General features: G+C 45.8%; 15 protein-coding genes. 10 read left to right on the forward strand and 5 right to left on the reverse strand.

The features are described 5' to 3' along the window. Positions 1 to 6: 6 nt before the first annotated feature. The gene (locus L5M49_RS14245; RefSeq protein ID WP_263266314.1) at positions 7 to 1,284 is read left to right on the forward strand and encodes a glutamate-5-semialdehyde dehydrogenase; all 1,278 of its coding nucleotides are present in this window, start codon (positions 7 to 9) and stop codon (positions 1,282 to 1,284) included. A 104-nt stretch (positions 1,285 to 1,388) separates the two neighbouring features. Here L5M49_RS14245 and L5M49_RS14250 read toward each other — a convergent pair whose 3' ends face one another. The 3 genes from L5M49_RS14250 to L5M49_RS14260 all read right to left on the reverse strand — a co-directional run bounded on the left by L5M49_RS14250 (position 1,389) and on the right by L5M49_RS14260 (position 3,429). Then, positions 1,389 to 1,697 carry a hypothetical protein gene (locus L5M49_RS14250; protein ID WP_212599364.1) on the reverse strand — a complete coding sequence of 103 codons (309 nt, stop codon included), beginning with the start codon at positions 1,695 to 1,697 and terminating at the stop codon, positions 1,389 to 1,391. Positions 1,698 to 1,912: 215 nt separating this feature from the next. Continuing rightward, positions 1,913 to 2,389 carry a Cys-tRNA(Pro) deacylase gene (gene ybaK / locus L5M49_RS14255; protein ID WP_263161682.1) on the reverse strand — a complete coding sequence of 159 codons (477 nt, stop codon included), beginning with the start codon at positions 2,387 to 2,389 and terminating at the stop codon, positions 1,913 to 1,915. 119 nt (positions 2,390 to 2,508) lie between these two features. Continuing rightward, positions 2,509 to 3,429: a DMT family transporter gene (locus L5M49_RS14260; RefSeq protein WP_263207321.1), complete on the reverse strand. Its 921-nt coding sequence runs from the start codon at positions 3,427 to 3,429 to the stop codon at positions 2,509 to 2,511. Positions 3,430 to 3,717: 288 nt separating this feature from the next. On the opposite strand from L5M49_RS14260, the gene dnaK reads away from it, so the two are divergent. The 3 genes from dnaK (at position 3,718) to L5M49_RS14275 (ending at position 7,774) form a co-directional block, all read left to right on the forward strand. Further along, entirely contained in the window at positions 3,718 to 5,637 is a 1,920-nt protein-coding gene (gene dnaK, locus L5M49_RS14265; RefSeq protein ID WP_105251655.1) for a molecular chaperone DnaK, read from the forward strand. Between the two features lie 110 nt (positions 5,638 to 5,747). After that, positions 5,748 to 6,884 carry a molecular chaperone DnaJ gene (dnaJ, locus tag L5M49_RS14270; RefSeq protein ID WP_113941183.1) on the forward strand — a complete coding sequence of 379 codons (1,137 nt, stop codon included), beginning with the start codon at positions 5,748 to 5,750 and terminating at the stop codon, positions 6,882 to 6,884. Positions 6,885 to 7,180: 296 nt separating this feature from the next. After that, positions 7,181 to 7,774 (forward strand): hypothetical protein, encoded by a 594-nt coding sequence (locus L5M49_RS14275; RefSeq protein WP_263161686.1) that lies wholly within the window; start codon positions 7,181 to 7,183, stop codon positions 7,772 to 7,774. 749 nt (positions 7,775 to 8,523) lie between these two features. Here L5M49_RS14275 and L5M49_RS14280 read toward each other — a convergent pair. Then, positions 8,524 to 9,531 carry a sugar-binding protein gene (locus L5M49_RS14280; RefSeq protein WP_263266315.1) on the reverse strand — a complete coding sequence of 336 codons (1,008 nt, stop codon included), beginning with the start codon at positions 9,529 to 9,531 and terminating at the stop codon, positions 8,524 to 8,526. 322 nt (positions 9,532 to 9,853) lie between these two features. Beyond that, positions 9,854 to 10,132: a DNA polymerase III subunit epsilon gene (locus tag L5M49_RS14285; protein ID WP_263161691.1), complete on the reverse strand. Its 279-nt coding sequence runs from the start codon at positions 10,130 to 10,132 to the stop codon at positions 9,854 to 9,856. A gap of 543 nt (positions 10,133 to 10,675) precedes the next feature. Here L5M49_RS14285 and L5M49_RS14290 point away from each other — a divergent pair. The 6 genes from L5M49_RS14290 to carA all read left to right on the forward strand — a co-directional run bounded on the left by L5M49_RS14290 (position 10,676) and on the right by carA (position 16,737). Beyond that, positions 10,676 to 12,007, forward strand: coding sequence for a DEAD/DEAH box helicase (locus L5M49_RS14290; protein ID WP_263266316.1), 1,332 nt, complete (start codon positions 10,676 to 10,678; stop codon positions 12,005 to 12,007). A 137-nt stretch (positions 12,008 to 12,144) separates the two neighbouring features. Next, the gene (locus L5M49_RS14295; protein ID WP_263238451.1) at positions 12,145 to 12,729 is read left to right on the forward strand and encodes a GNAT family N-acetyltransferase; all 585 of its coding nucleotides are present in this window, start codon (positions 12,145 to 12,147) and stop codon (positions 12,727 to 12,729) included. A 149-nt stretch (positions 12,730 to 12,878) separates the two neighbouring features. Continuing rightward, positions 12,879 to 13,688 (forward strand): M48 family metallopeptidase, encoded by an 810-nt coding sequence (locus L5M49_RS14300; protein ID WP_028759303.1) that lies wholly within the window; start codon positions 12,879 to 12,881, stop codon positions 13,686 to 13,688. Positions 13,689 to 13,907: 219 nt separating this feature from the next. Next, positions 13,908 to 14,525, forward strand: a complete 618-nt coding sequence (locus L5M49_RS14305) for an FKBP-type peptidyl-prolyl cis-trans isomerase (RefSeq protein ID WP_006083907.1) — start codon at positions 13,908 to 13,910, stop codon at positions 14,523 to 14,525. A 70-nt stretch (positions 14,526 to 14,595) separates the two neighbouring features. After that, positions 14,596 to 15,408: a 4-hydroxy-tetrahydrodipicolinate reductase gene (dapB, locus tag L5M49_RS14310; protein ID WP_105251661.1), complete on the forward strand. Its 813-nt coding sequence runs from the start codon at positions 14,596 to 14,598 to the stop codon at positions 15,406 to 15,408. Positions 15,409 to 15,576: 168 nt separating this feature from the next. Further along, positions 15,577 to 16,737: a glutamine-hydrolyzing carbamoyl-phosphate synthase small subunit gene (gene carA, locus L5M49_RS14315; RefSeq protein ID WP_113941188.1), complete on the forward strand. Its 1,161-nt coding sequence runs from the start codon at positions 15,577 to 15,579 to the stop codon at positions 16,735 to 16,737. The last annotated feature ends 21 nt before the right edge of the window (positions 16,738 to 16,758 follow it).

Consider the following 16,758-nt stretch of genomic DNA (forward strand, 5'->3'; position numbering starts at 1 on the left):
TCTGTTTTGAGTCAAATGAATCAAGATCAGTATTTACAGCAACTTGGCCAAAATGCCAAACAGGCCAGTTATGCTTTAGCCAACTTAACGGCGAGCCAAAAGGCTGACTTACTCGAAGCTATTGCCGATGCGCTGACGGCAAACTCCGCCGCCATTTTAGCCGCTAATGCTAAAGACGTTGCCGCCGCTAAGAACGATGGATTAACTGAGGCGATGATCGACAGACTGTTGCTCGATGATGCGCGTTTAGCGGGCATTATCGGTGATATCAGCGATGTGATCCGCCTTGCTGATTCCGTGGGCGAAGAGTTTGGCAGCAAGTTATTAGATAACGGTTTAAGGCTGACTCGCCGCCGCGTACCGCTGGGCGTGATTGGGGTTATCTACGAGGCGCGCCCGAATGTGACTGTCGATATCGCGGTACTCGCCCTTAAAACGGGTAATGCGGTGATCCTCCGTGGCGGTAAAGAAACCCTTGAATCGAATAAGCTTATCAGCGAAGTGATCCGCGGCGCGATTGTCGCCCAAGGTTTGCCCATAGATGCGGTGCAATTTATTGATTCTTCAGACAGAGCCCTAGTGACAGGTTTACTTAAGCTCGATCAATATGTCGACATGATAGTGCCGCGCGGCGGTCAAGCATTGCAGCGCTTATGTGCTGAGCAAGCGACCATTCCGGTGATCTTAGGTGGCATAGGTATTTGCCACTTGTATGTCGATAAAAATGCCGACCTTGAGCGTGCCTTAGGCGTAATCGCTAATGCCAAAGTGCAGCGTCCAACTGTGTGCAATGCTCTTGATACCTTGCTGGTGGATGAGCGCGTGGCTAGCAGCTTTGTACCGCAAATTGCCGAATATCTGCATCGTCTAGGCGTGCGTTTTTCAGTTTGTGACACAAGTTTTAGTCTGCTGGATGGTTTAGGGTTCGATGTGACGCTTGCTAAGTCTGAGGATTTTGGTATTGAATGGCTGTCATTAACCTTAGGTATTAAAGTCGTGAGCGATATCGATGCCGCCGTTAGTCATATTCGCCAGTATTCTAGCGGCCATTCGGAAGCCATTTTGACCGATGATATTCATGCAGCGGCGCACTTTATGAATGAAGTGAACTCAGCCGCCGTGTATGTGAATGCCAGTACTCGTTTTACCGATGGCGGTCAGTTTGGTCTTGGCGCTGAAGTGGCTGTGAGCACCCAAAAACTGCACGCCCGCGGTCCAATGGGGCTTGAGGCATTAACCACATATAAGTGGTTAGCTTGGGGTGATTACACTAGTCGTGTTTAGCGGTAAATACCGATAAACCCAAAGCCGTTAACCTACTACGTTGACGGCTTTTTTGTTTGCGGTATCCAACTGAATAGCGACATTAATGTGTTTGGCTAACAAGTTTAGCTGCTTATGGTGAGCGGGGTATAAGTAACAAGTAACCAGATACAGAAAAATATCGTCGACATAACGACAGTGAATTTACGAAAGGCCTTGATGTATTCCAAGGTATAAATAAAGTACTTTTCTTGTACTCTGCGAGTGAGTAAAACCGAAGGTAGCATAAAACTGCAATAGAGCATGACTACCATAGTGGTAAAACTGTTTCCCCAGAAATGCTCATAAATAAATAAGGCGATGCAGAGTAGCATGGCGCACCAACTGATAGGGCTGATGCTATTTTCTGGATTCCATTGGGTTGATTTTTCCATCTGACTATCCTTAGTCGATTTGTACCTCAGTACAATTTATAGACGGATATCACGGCTTTATCAAACGCTTTCCACTGTTAGACTCAGTACGCTGGCCAGTTTGTTGCCGTTTGAGCCTTGTTCACCATTTATCTAACATGAGTGCGTACAACTTAAAGTGGAGTGAATTACTTACTTAACGTCGAATGACTTGTGCTTAATGTGGTCGAGATCGCTTAAAGTGTCTTGATATCGGCAAATTCGCCTTTGCAAAGCTGAGCTAAGTCTGTGGCCGCTAAGCTTATCTCTAAACCGCGTCTGCCCGCGCTGACATAAATCCTGTCGAAGCCTTGAGCGCTGGCATCAATCAAGGTTGGCAATTGTTTCTTTTGCGCTAAGGGACTAATACCGCCAACCAGATAGCCTGAGGATTTTTGTGCTAGGTCGGCATCGGCCATTTGTAGTTTCTTTTGTCTTAAGCATTTAGCTACGGCTTTTAGATTAAGCTGATGATCGACGGGCACGAGCGCAACGGCAATCGGCGCATGGGCTTTGTCGATGGCAACTAAAAGGGTTTTAAATACTTGCGCTGGTTCAAGCCCTAAGGTGTTAGCGGCTTCTTCGCCGTAGGCGGCGCAGTGTGGATCGTGGCTGTACTCTAAGATATCAAACGCGATCTTGGCTTTTTTCGCCAATCGGACGGCCGGGGTCATTTTATACTCCTTCACAAAATGGGAGATATTAGCGCTTAATCTTGGCTTAAAATGTTAGCCAGCTCTTTTAATTGGCTCATTGCCGTGAGCTAACATTATTTAAGGCTGCTACTCAACGATTATTCCGCTAGCTTTGTGCTTATCTTGTTTTTACGCTCTAAATAACGGGGCAGAAGTTGCTGCAACATCATCCCCGATAAAATAAAGGCTAGGCCGAGATAGGTTGCCATCGCAATCGTTTCTTGCAAAATCCACGCAATAAAACCAATCGACATCACAGGGGATAAAAACACCATAGTGCTGATGTTCGCGGTGCGAGTGGCGGTTTTCAGCGCCATTAACCAGAGCACGAAGGTAATGCCCATCTCAAATAAGCCCACATACATACCTGCAAATATCGCCTTAATACTAAAACTGGGCAGGGTATCTGTCAGCACTAAGGTGACGGCAACAAAAGGTAAGCCGATAAGAAAACTCAATAATAAACTCACCACAGGATCGCCTTGATCTTTAGTGTTGACGATCCAATATAGGCACCAGAGTAAGGTGCTGGTGAGAGCAAGGCCGATACCGAGCGGGCTATCAAAACTAAAGCCGCTGATATCGCCGCCGGTGGCAATAATAAACACACCAGTGTAGGCAATCAGCGCCGCTGCAATGTCGCTTTTACGCAAATGTTGCTTTAACAAAGGCGCGGCCAGTAACGGCAGTAATACCGCCCAAGTGTAATTAAGTGACAAAGCTTGCTGCGCTGGCAGTAAGGAATACGCTTTAAATAACACGACATAGTAAAGGAAGGGATTGATGAGTCCAGTCACCAGATAAAACATGGGGCGGCGTAAAAACTGTTGCTTGAGTAAGGAAAGCTTTTTTTGCCAAGCAAGGATTCCGGCAAGGGCAATAATCGAAGTGAGTACGGCAACAAACACCAGTTGCAGCGGTGTGTAGTAACTCAAGGCAATCTTAAAGGCCGTGGCCACTGTAGACCAGAGAAAGACCGCCGCCATGCCATACACGTACGCTAAATTCGAAGACTTCACTCTGCTACCTTACTAGGATAAACATCCGCCAAATGTGGGCAGATTGAATAACAGCTTTGGTTGATAAGCAAGACTATTTTATGTGATTGGATATTTTATCCCGCTGTAGATGCGAGAAAGATAAATCAGAAAATTTTTTTGTTCGCCCTTGTAATTAAATTCCCTGTCCCAATATAGGTATCAAGGCAGAGAAGGTGGCCAACGATGGACTTGATATTTAAACCGTCTAGCCCCATATCAAAACCAACTAAACAAATTTAGATTGAATGAAATTTTTCGGAGGACCTCATGGGTAAAATTATTGGTATCGACTTAGGCACAACAAACTCTTGTGTAGCTGTCCTCGATGGTGGCAAAGCACGTGTGTTAGAAAACGCTGAAGGCGATCGCACAACCCCGTCAATCATCGCTTATACAGATGATGAAACCATTGTCGGTTCGCCAGCAAAACGTCAAGCTGTGACTAACCCGACTAACACATTCTTCGCGATTAAGCGTTTGATTGGTCGTCGCTTTAAAGATGACGAAGTCCAACGTGACGTGAACATCATGCCATTCAAAATCATTGCAGCCGACAACGGTGATGCATGGGTTGAATCGCGTGGCAACAAGATGGCTCCACCACAAGTTTCTGCAGAAATCTTGAAAAAGATGAAAAAAACCGCAGAAGACTTTTTAGGTGAAGAAGTAACAGAAGCGGTTATTACTGTTCCTGCTTACTTTAACGATTCACAACGTCAAGCGACTAAAGATGCGGGTCGTATCGCAGGTCTTGATGTTAAACGTATTATCAACGAACCAACGGCTGCAGCATTAGCCTACGGTATCGATAAGAAACAAGGCGACAACATTGTTGCAGTATACGATTTAGGTGGTGGTACATTCGATATCTCTATCATCGAAATCGACAGCAACGATGGCGACCAAACATTTGAAGTGTTGGCAACCAACGGTGACACCCACTTAGGTGGTGAAGACTTTGACAACCGTTTGATCAACTACTTAGCTGACGAATTCAAGAAAGAGCAAGGCTTAGATCTGCGTAAAGATCCATTAGCAATGCAACGTCTGAAAGAGGCAGCAGAAAAAGCGAAAATTGAACTTTCAAGCACCAACCACACTGAAGTGAACCTGCCATACATCACGGCAGACGCAACAGGTCCTAAGCATTTAGTGATTAAAATCACTCGTGCTAAATTGGAATCACTGGTTGAAGACTTGATTATCCGTACATTAGAGCCACTAAAAGTTGCCCTGGCTGATGCAGATTTATCTGTAACAGACATCAACGAAGTGATTCTAGTGGGTGGTCAAACACGTATGCCTAAGGTTCAAGAAGCAGTGACAAACTTCTTCGGCAAAGAACCTCGTAAAGACGTGAACCCAGACGAAGCGGTAGCCGTAGGTGCTGCAATTCAAGCGGGCGTTCTGTCAGGCGACGTGAAAGACGTATTACTGTTAGACGTAACACCACTGTCTCTGGGTATCGAAACCATGGGCAGCGTGATGACTAAGTTGATTGAAAAGAACACCACTATTCCTACTAAGGCGCAGCAAGTGTTCTCAACAGCCGATGACAACCAAAACGCAGTGACGATTCACGTACTGCAAGGTGAGCGTAAGCAAGCGAGCGCGAACAAGTCATTAGGCCAGTTCAACTTAGACGGTATTGAGCCAGCTCCACGTGGCCAGCCACAAATTGAAGTGATGTTCGACATCGATGCCGACGGTATTCTGCATGTGTCTGCGACAGACAAGAAAACCGGCAAGAAACAAAACATTACCATCAAAGCTTCTTCTGGCTTAAGCGAAGAAGAAGTGGCGCAAATGGTACGTGATGCCGAAGCTCACGCAGATGAAGACAAGAAGTTTGAAGAGTTAGTGCAAGCACGCAACCAAGCTGACGGCTTAGTCCACGCGACTAAGAAACAAGTGGAAGAAGCGGGTGATGCATTGCCAAGCGAAGATAAAGAGAAAATCCAAGCTGCTATGGCCGCTGTTGACACTGCCAGCAAAGGCAATGACAAAGAAGCCATTGAAAAGGCAACTCAAAACTTGATCGAAGCATCTGCTAAGCTGATGGAAATCGCTCAAGCTAAGTCTCAAGCTCAAGGCGGCGACAATGCCGACGCGGGCAAACAGGCTAACGCTGCTGCCGATGACGTTGTCGATGCTGAATTCGAAGAAGTGAAAGACGACAAGAAATAATGACTTGTTTTCAATCAAATAGATTGATTTCAAAGCGTTAATTTCTAGGCGGGCGTTACGGGGCAACCCTAACGCCCGTTTGTTCAACACCAGCTGAGAAGCATGAGATTATGTCAAAGCGAGATTATTACGAAGTATTAGGTGTCAGTCGTGACACCAGCGAACGTGAAATTAAAAAGGCCTACAAACGTCTGGCCATGAAATTTCACCCAGATCGCAACCCAGGCGACAAAACCGCAGAAGCTAACTTTAAAGAAATTAAAGAAGCCTACGAGATCCTAACCGACGCCGACAAAAAAGCGGCCTATGACCAATTTGGTCATGCGGGTGTGGATCCTAATCGCGGTGGCGGTGGTTACGGTGGTGGTCAAGGCGATTTCGGTGATATTTTCGGTGATGTCTTTGGCGATATTTTCGGCGGTGGACGTCGTGGTGGCGGTCAACGCCAAGCGGCCCGCGGCTCAGATTTACGTTACAACCTAGAATTATCACTGGAAGAAGCCGTTAAAGGCTTAACCAAAGAACTGCGTATCCCAACACTGGCGACTTGCGATCTATGTGAAGGCAGCGGCGCTAAAAAAGGCACCTCTGCAACCACTTGTGGCACCTGTCATGGTCAAGGCCAAGTCCAAATGCGCCAAGGTTTCTTTGCGGTGCAACAGCCTTGTCCAACCTGTCATGGCCGCGGCAAGATCATCAAAGATCCTTGCACTAAGTGTCATGGCGATGGCCGTGTTGAAAAGAGCAAAACCTTATCAGTTAAAATCCCAGCTGGCGTCGATACGGGCGACCGTATTCGTTTAGCGGGTGAAGGCGAAGCGGGTGAGTTTGGTGCGCCTCCAGGGGATTTATACGTTCAGGTCAGCGTGCGTGAGCATGCGATTTTCGTCCGTGATGGCAACAACCTTTACTGCGAAGTGCCGATATCCTTCAGTAAAGCGGCCCTAGGCGGTGAGATTGAAGTGCCAACACTGGATGGTAAAGTCAGCCTGAAGATCCCAGCCGAAACGCAAACGGGCCGTATGTTCCGTTTACGTGGCAAAGGCGTCAAGTCGGTTCGCAGCCATGCGGTAGGCGACTTGCTCTGCAAAGTGGTTATGGAAACCCCAGTTAACTTAAATGATCGTCAAAAAGAACTGTTACGCGAATTTGAAGCAACCTTAACAGGTGAGTCGAAAAAACACAGCCCAAAGGCTGAGGGCTTTTTCGATGGCGTGAAAAAGTTCTTTCAAGATCTGAATAGCTAACTTGGTCTAGTGGCGCAGCGGTTAGCTGCGCACTAGAAGAAAAAAGCCCTGCAATGGTTAACCTTGCAGGGCTTTTTTATATTCGGATTTATGCCCAAATATTAAAGTGTTTGAAGTTGGAGCAACCTGCGGTGGTGTTTCACCAATTAGCTGCTTAATTGTCCTGTGTCGTACTTCGGAGTTGAATTCGGAATCAAGCAGTTGCTATAAAACAAAATGACTATGACCGTAAATAGCGTTACTATAATGAAAAGTAACACTTAATATGCACCGTAACTGCTAATGAGAGAGTAACTATGGATTCAATAACTGGAGAATATGGACAAATCAGAAAACCCTTAATTTACTATAAGGGAAATCTCGTAGCATTGAATATATCTGAAGAGTCTGAGTCATATTTTGGCGGTAACTTACCATTAATATCTAACTTTCCCGAGACAGCAAAGTTACATCTTTTGTTTACATTAAACAGAGATATATTAGATTTATTCGACAACATCCAGTTTTCTAGCATAGCATTAATTTATCCCTTTATGCATGATGGTGGTTCAATCAAATATCAAATAAGATGTGACGGAAGTATCAAGATACAATCAGTCCATCCCCGAGAAGCTGAAAATGATTGGCCCTATGAAAATTACCCAACTTCCTTTTTAAAAGTGAAATTTGCACACGAACAAATCCTAAAAATGGATTTTAATGATTTCAAAAATCTACTTCCACAAGGCCAATTCACTAACAATAGTGAAGAAATAATAATAGTCATTCCTCCTCAAGCTGGTTATGAAGTTTCTCTTTGGGGCGATGATGGTGATGCAGAAAATGTTTTATGTGTTTTTAGAATCTGCCCTAAAACTGGTAATGTATATGCAGACAATCAATGTAGCTAACAAGAGCAGACCACGGACTTGCAAACCTATTAATTTAATTGTCCACTAAATAATAAAACTTGTACCAAATTTAAATATAACCACTACTCCCTTCATGATAACGCCCAGAAGATCAGACGGGCATCCACAGTAATTGCGTGGTAGTTAATCTCCAGCTTTGCTTAAGCATTGAATAAGGAGGTTTGTATGCCGTGCCATTGAAATGATTGGACAGGCAGGAAATGTTATTGAGACACTCATTATTAAATTTTAGAAAGATGGAGTGTTAGTTCTTTTTTTAAATACGAATAAGTAACACTGAAACTTCAGGAGTTCATATTCCCTGCGAAGTTGTCTAAATACGGATTAAAAATGCTGTGGCGACATCATGGATGATGGCGCAGGCTCGGGGACACATGGATGTGCCATTGGATGTGCCATCTAAGCCGTTAGGCTATTTTTGTTGGAGTATGAGACTACTAACTAATGCATGTAACTTCGCTAGGGTGAGTGCTGCGTAGCAGCGTTTCGAACGAGAGCCTGGGATGGCGAACTGGCAGTTAGACATGGACGTTGTTCGCCGCGGGATTTCCAAAAGGGGAACAGGCGCTTTTTCCCTTTTGGTAGGGTGTGGGGTGAAGCCCCACGACTTTGATGTAGATTTTGATTTAAAAATCCAAACGAAGTTTGGAAATGGGGTATGCGTGAGCCATCAATTATAATCAATGGCTCCTTTGAGATGTGTACTGGCTTAATCCATCATTTTGGCGTCACATTCCGGTACGCTTATCGCAGGTATCAACGTTCTGAGGAGTACAAAACGTAACAGGTGTGTAGATTGTTTCTTCATACTTTTGTTTTGTGACAATTTTATAAAGCGTCAAAATTGCCTGTCTTCCCATTTCATATGGATTTTGACCCACATTGACATGAGCAAGACCATCTTTCAGCATCGTTAACTGCTCTGGAGATGTATCGGTAATAATAATGACGATTTCTTTGTTATTAATTTTTTCTTGGTATGGAGCAATCATTTCACGATAGAGCGCATCATTATTTTGCGCCCAACCACCCACTGCGATAAAAGAGTCTGCTTTCACAGGCTTACCTTTCATTACGGACTCCATTTGTTTAACGGCTTGACTAAGCTGATCAAAGTTAAACAAAGGTTCTCTAACTTCTGTCCAGCCTAAATCGCCATCGAGTAATTCGCCAGGAGGAGCATCGTATTTTTTTCCTGATAAGGCGGAGCGTACACCCATAAGTCTTAAATTCAGATTGGGAGAATCTGGCCGCCCAGAATGCATTATTAACGTTCCGCCATTTGGCCGTAGTTTTTTTAACTGTTCACCCAATGACTTACCCAGTTCAAAATTGTCTGTGCCTATATAAGCTAGGCGTAAATTCTTAGGTTCTTCTTTGATAGAAGCATCAAAATCAGAGTCATAGGTAACAACCGGAATTCCGGCTTCTTTGGCTCTTTTTAGGCTATTTTCAACGAGGTATTTAGATTGTGTAACAGCGACAGCGATACCATCGATACCTTCATCAATCAGTTGATTTATTACCTGATCTTGCAATCTAACACTGCTAATTTCAGGTCCTCGATATACACATTCTACGCCTTCTATTTGTGCAGCATCTATACAGCCCGTTTTGCTTTGATCAAAAAAAACACTATAAAATTTTGGCACTACGGCAAATTTCAGTTCTTTTCCATAGACTGATGTTATTAGTAATTGGCTTAATGCAATGAACAACAAAAATAATCTGATCACACTTCCTCCTAAAAAATAATCAGACAGCAACTTAACGCTTTACAATCGAATGTAGCAAAGGAATAGATTTAAAGATATGAGATACATCCGTGTTATTGAACATTATTGTTCAGAATCAGTAGTTCACAATACAATGGCGAACAGGCAGTTAGACATGAGCGTTGTTTGGCAATTGAGATCCGAGAAGGGTGTAATGATCAGCCCTCCTTGGTCGATTCTCTAATAAAAATCAGGGGCGAAGCACCACGACTTTGATCCAAACGAAGTTTGGAGATGGGGTATGCGTGAGCCATCAATGATGATCAATGGCTCTTTTGAGAGGTTACTCTTCAGTATCAGTAAATGCGGCTTCGACTTTCTCTAACTCTTGCTCGGTTTTAAGCTGAAACGCTTGCTGCTTTTTAAGCTTGGCTTCTTCTTCAAGTGCAGCTTCTCTTTGTTTAAATTCGTGTCTCTCTGGTTTAGTCAGAAACTTAAACGCGAGCTTGTTGCCTAGCACGTAGGCGACCACGTCTTCACCTTTTGTGCGGCGTTCATCGACGCGTTGTGAAAAACGGGCGTTATCGCGGGCTTTACGTTCTTCGGCATTTAACTTACTCATAATCTTTTCTCCTCATTTAGTTAATCACGGTAGTGTTCCACTACGTTCAGTTAAACAAATGAGTTGTGTTGCACATTCATAAAGCTGATTGGGCGGGATTCTACCATAAGCGCTCACGAAAGCTGTGGGATTAAAATCTACCATCCCATCACCTGCGTTAACTTTGCGCACATAAGAAAGATGCGGCTGGAGTCTCTTTTAAGATAAACCACGAACACCGAAGCGACAGTAATTCACCTATTCCTGCGAACTGGCCGTTAGACATGGACCTTGTTGGCAGGGGAGATCCAAGAGGGGATTGCAGTTGATTCTCTTTAGGTCGGCTATTGATTTGACCTTTGGTTTAGAAATTCAATCGAAGTTTCAAACTAGACTTTCTTAGTGGCGTAACGCAAATGCCGTAACTGTATCGTTGCAAACCGTACCGTTGTAATGAGTAGCGTTGCAAACTGTACCAAGGCTTGGGTAAAAGCCGAAACAACATTGGTATTCAAAGGCAACTCTCAGTAAACTTTCGCTCCCATGTTTTGATCCGGTGCTGTGATGTCCTTTCCTGAGCTTTCTTCTTCCCCTGAGTCGTTAACTTTTGCTGAGCTTGGCTTAAATTCGACGTTACTTAAGGCCTTGCCTGCAAGTCTTAAACATCCGACAAAGGTGCAGCAACTCACGATTCCGGCCATTCTTGCAGGACGGGATTTGTTAGCCTTAGCACAAACCGGTAGCGGAAAAACCTTAGCCTTTGGTTTGCCACTCCTACAACAAATTTTGTTGCAACAGCAAACACAGTTGCAGAGCACTAAGTCTGTACAGCCTCCAAATGCACTGGCGTTAGTGCTGGTGCCTACACGGGAATTAGCGCTGCAAGTGACTGAGGCGCTGCAAACAGTGGCGAGCCAGTTATCGACTTCGTTGAACATTCAGCTTCTGTGTGGCGGGGTCGCGCTGGAAGACCAATTAGCCGAACTTGCAGCCAAGCCGCGGGTATTAGTGGCAACCCCTGGGCGTTTACTGGATTTATGCAAACAGTCCCACATCAGCCTCGATTCGATAAAACATCTTGTGCTGGATGAAGCTGACCGCCTGTTAGAAATGGGGTTTTGGCCTGATGTGCAAAAGCTGATGGCGTTTATGCCTAAGCTTAAGCAAACCTTGTTGTTTTCTGCCACCTTGCCCGAGGCTTTGGATGCATTGGCGGGCAAGCTACTGGCGAATGAGCCGCTCCGGGTCGAAGCCCACAAGGTGAATTCAGTGGCTGGTGAAATCGAAGAGCAGCTCTATTTAGTCAACAAGGGCAGCAAAGCACAAGCATTGATTGCGCTGTTAAAACAATATCAATGGCCGCAGGTGTTGGTGTTTATCAGCGCCCGCGATGATGCCGATGCCGTCGCTAAACGACTCGCCAAAGCGGGGATGAAAGTCGCTGCGCTGCACGGTGAAAAAGAGCAAACCGTTCGCAGCCAAACCTTGGCCGACTTTAAAGCCAATCGGATCCAAGTATTAGTGGCGACAGATTTGATGGCGCGCGGTATTCATGTTGATGCCTTGCCTGTCGTCATCAATTTGGATTTGCCCATGAGTGCGCCTGTGTACGTGCACCGTATTGGCCGCACCGCGCGCGCTGGCGAAAAAGGGCTGGCGATTTCCCTCGTGTGCCACGGTGAAATGGCAACTTTAACGGCGATCCGCAGTTTAACTGCGCGGGAGTTACCGCTGGCATTATTGGCTGACTTTCCGGTAACGGATAAGCCGAGTGAAAAAATCACTGATGGCGCCACTGAGATCCAAGTTGAGCGTAAGCGACCACCACGGGATAAACAGGCGAATCGCCGTAGCATCAATAAGCACAGCGCCAAAGAGTTTAAAGGTAAGCGCTGAGTTTGAAGCTATTCATAGCGTTCAAGCTTGGCGTGCCTCAATCACTAAACTGATAACAGAATAAAGCGCATTGGCCGCTGTTATCACTTTCGCTCTGGGTGTAACTTAGTGACTTATTTACATTAAGGAGCTAAGTCATGGGATCGACATTGGCGTTAAGCAAAGCACTTCATAAAGTGGTGAATAACGGTTTAACGACTGAGCACTTTGTTCTTAGGCCATTCCAGCGAGCGGATCTTGAGGCTTTTACCGCCTATCGAGCCGACCCTAAGGTCGCCAAATATCAAAGCTGGACGGATTACCGCTATAGCGATGCACTCGCGTTGTTCGAGAAGATGGATTATGCACAATTTGGTGCGGTTGATACTTGGTTTCAGCTTGCGATTATCAGTGGCGCGTCGGGAACTACACCAACCCAATTAGTTGGCGATCTGGCGCTGCACTTTATTGATGAGCAGCAGGTGGAAATTGGCTTTACGATTGCGCCTGAACATCAAGGTAAACATGTTGCTTTTGAGGCCGTCAGCGCATTGCTGGATTACCTCTTTATTGAATTGCATAAGCATAGAGTTATTGCCATCACCGATGCACAAAATCTTGCCTGCTGTCGCTTACTCGAAAAACTCCGCTTTAGGCGCGAAGCCCATTATGTGAAAAACATCTTCTTTAAAGGCGCGTGGGGCGATGAGTTCGTCTATGCCTTGTTAAAGGAAGAGTATTAATTCCTTTTAGGTGCAAAGTATCGCTAACGCGCGCCGCCAGTGTTTCTCTATTTGGCTTATCTTGTCTATCTCAGTAAAATCTTTCCATTAGTTGAGTCCCTGTTGGCTCAAAGATCTTCACGCCCGTCATGGGATTTAAGGAGTGCCACATGAAATCAATGCGTTTAGGCTTAGTGGGGATGGCGGTCGCGCTCGGATTATCGGCCTGTGCGACCACGCAATCGCCAACGGGGCGAGGGCAGACCTTGTTGTATTCAGCGGCGCAAATGCAGCAGATGGGCGATTCCTCCTTCGAGGAAATGAAAAAACAGCAAAAAGTGAGTAGTGATAAAAAGCTGACGCAATACGTCAATTGTGTCGCTAATCGTATTACTGCAGTGCTGCCGGACCAAACCCAGCGCTGGGATGTGGTTTTGTTTGACTCTGAACAAGTTAACGCTTTTGCTCTGCCGGGTGGGCATATTGGGGTTTATACCGGATTGCTTAAGGTCGCTAAGGGACCTGATCAGCTTGCTACTGTGCTCGGTCACGAAGTCGCGCATGTGTTGGCGCAACATGGTAACGAGCAGGTTTCCCGTGGACAGTTAACGGGCGTTGGAATGCAGATTGCCGATGCAGCGCTAGGGGCGAGTGGTGTGTCGAATCGCGACTTATATATGTCGGCATTGGGACTCGGTGCTCAGGTAGGGGTTATTCTGCCCTTTGGCCGCGCACAAGAGAGCGAAGCCGATATTATGGGCGTAGAGCTAATGGCTCGAGCGGGTTTCAATCCGGCTCAGAGTGTTGAGTTATGGCAAAATATGTCGAAGGTGGGCGGTAGCCAAGGGCCGGAGTTATTATCGACCCATCCATCGAACAGTAATCGCATTGCTCAGCTACAACAATTGCAAGCACAGATGCAGCCACTTTATGCCAGTGCTAAAGCGCAGGTGAAGAATCAATGTGTGGCGCCGAAATAAGCTGAAGTCTATTTAAGATCTAAGTGCCCGTTTGGTGAGTGTTCGCTGTCGTTTGTGGAGAGATATGTGTCCTTAACCTATTTATGCTTTTGGATAAATACGCAATAAGTGTGTAAAAAAGCCTCCTTAGTTAAATAAGCAGTCAGTTTATCAGCATAGCTCGCTGAACTATGGTAAACTGGCGCGCAAAATTCCACTGATAATTGAGAGTCGTTAATTATGTCTGATAAATTCAGTACTGTTGAACAGCAAGCAAGCTACGGTGTAGGCCGTCAAATGGGTGAGCAACTGGCCGCCAATTCTTTTGATGGCGTGGATATTCCAGCCGTTCAAGCGGGTTTAGCCGATGCGTTTGCCGGTTTAGAAAGTGCTGTGTCTATGCAAGATCTGCAAGTTGCTTTCACTGAAATTAGCGGTCGTATTCAAGCTGCTCAAGAGCAAGCTGCTGCTGCTGCGTCTGCTGAAGGCGATGCCTTCTTAGCTGAAAATGCTAAGCGTGATGGCGTGACTGTGACTGACTCTGGTCTGCAGTTCGAAGTATTAGTCCAAGGTGACGGTGCTACTCCAACTTACGAAGATACTGTTCGTACTCACTACCATGGTTCTTTCATCAATGGTGATGTGTTCGACAGCTCTGTAGTTCGTGGCCAACCTGCTGAGTTCCCAGTTTCTGGCGTTATCGCTGGCTGGACTGAAGCACTGCAACTGATGCCAGTAGGCACTAAGTTGAAATTATTTGTGCCACATCACTTAGCTTACGGTGAGCGCGGCGCGGGGGCATCGATTCCTCCTTATTCAACTTTGGTATTCGAAGTTGAATTATTAGATATCATCTAATATTGAAAAACGCCTAAGCCTGTCTTAGGCGTTTTCTTATGGAATACAAAGAAAGATTGAGGAGATTGAAATGAGTGGACAAGTGAGAGTGGCAATCGTCGGTGCCGGTGGTCGTATGGGACGCACTCTTATTGAAGCGGCCTACAATCACGACCATATTTTACTGGGTGCTGCCATTGAGCGTGCAGGCTCAAGTTTAGTGGGTGTGGATGCGGGTGAGTTAGCTGGTGTGGGTAAATTAAACGTCATGATCATGGATTCGCTCGATTATGCGACCGATGATTTTGATGTGTTGATCGATTTCACCGCGCCAGACGCCAGTATTGTCCATTTAGATTGGTGTGTTCGCCATAAGAAAGCCATGGTGATTGGCACAACGGGTTTCAATCATGCTCAAAAAGAACAGATCAATGCCTTTGCCGAGCAAACACCGGTCGTGATGGCGCCGAATATGTCTGTGGGTGTCAATTTGATGTGGAAATTACTCGAACTGGCTGCCGAAGTCATGGGTGATTACACGGATATCGAAATTATCGAAGGCCACCACAGACACAAAAAAGATGCGCCGTCGGGTACAGCCCTGAAAATGGGTGAAGTGATTGCTAAGACCTTAGGTCGCGATCTTGAAAAATGTGCCGTATATGGCCGCGAAGGGATCACGGGTGAACGTGACCGTGAAACTATCGGTTTTGCGACTATTCGTGCCGGTGATTTAGTTGGTGAACACACGGCCATGTTTGCCGATATCGGTGAGCGTTTAGAGATCACCCATAAAGCTTCGAGTCGTATGACCTTTGCTAATGGTGCTATGCGTGCCGCTCACTGGCTCGTGGAGCAAAAGCCGGGCTTGTATGATATGCAGCAGGTTTTAGGTTTGCATTAATATTAAAAACGCCGATATGGCGTTTTTTTTTGCACCCAGTTACCAGTGGGTGGACGGTTTCGCGTTTTTACTGTAAACTCGCTGGAATTTGTCAAAATTTCGTAAATTAGCGGAAATTGGTATCTTAACATAACATAAAAACATTATATTTCAGTGGCTTGGCTCTTTATGGAGGTCGCGTTGACAAAGTCTGCCTTACTCGTACTCGAAGATGGAACTGTATTCTCTGGCACAGCAATTGGTGCCGATGGTCTCTCTGTTGGTGAAGTTGTTTTTAACACTTCCATGACAGGATACCAAGAAATTTTAACTGATCCATCCTACTCACGCCAGATTGTAACATTAACCTACCCACACATAGGCAACACTGGTACCAATGATGAAGATATTGAATCCGATGGGGTTCACGCTTGTGGTCTTATCATTCGTGATCTTCCGCTCATCGCAAGTAGTTTCCGTAATCAACAAAGCTTAAGTGATTATCTCAAAGCGAACAATGTCGTTGGCATAGCTGATATTGATACTCGCAAGTTAACTCGTATTCTCCGTGAAAAAGGTGCTCAAGCCGGTTGTATTATGGCAGGTGCAGACTTAGACGAAGCAAAAGCGCTCGCCGCTGCCAAAGCTTTCCCCGGTTTAAAAGGCATGGATCTGGCTAAAGAAGTCACGACCAAAACTGCCTATCCATGGCGTAAAGGTAGCTGGCGTTTAGTGGGCGGCTTACCAGAAGATACGCCAGCAAATGAGCTTAAATACAAAGTAGTAGCCTACGACTACGGCGTTAAGCAAAACATTCTGCGCATGTTAGTGGACCGCGGTTGTGACGTCACCGTAGTGCCTGCTAAAACTTCAGCTGCCGAAGTGTTAGCGATGAATCCCGATGGTGTATTCCTTTCGAACGGCCCTGGCGATCCAGAGCCATGCGATTACGCGATTGAAGCGATTCAACAAATTCTGAAAACCGACACGCCGATTTTCGGTATCTGTTTAGGTCATCAGCTACTCGCGCTGGCCTCAGGTGCAAAAACCTTGAAGATGAAGTTTGGTCACCACGGTGCAAACCACCCAGTGAGCAATATCGAGAAAGGTAACGTGATGATCACCAGCCAAAACCACGGTTTTGCTGCCGATGAAACGACCTTACCCGCCAACATTAAGGTGACGCATAAGTCGCTGTTTGATGGTTCACTCCAAGGTATCCATCTCACGGACAAGCCCGCGTTCAGCTTCCAAGGTCACCCTGAAGCGAGCCCTGGCCCGAACGATGCCGCCCCGCTGTTCGATCACTTTATCGAGCTAATCGACATATACCGTCAGAACGCCAAGTAGTACGCTAGCTAGGAGAAGAGA

Source organism: Shewanella sp. SM74, assembly GCF_025653725.1.
GTDB classification, from domain to species: Bacteria; Pseudomonadota; Gammaproteobacteria; order Enterobacterales; family Shewanellaceae; genus Shewanella; species Shewanella oncorhynchi.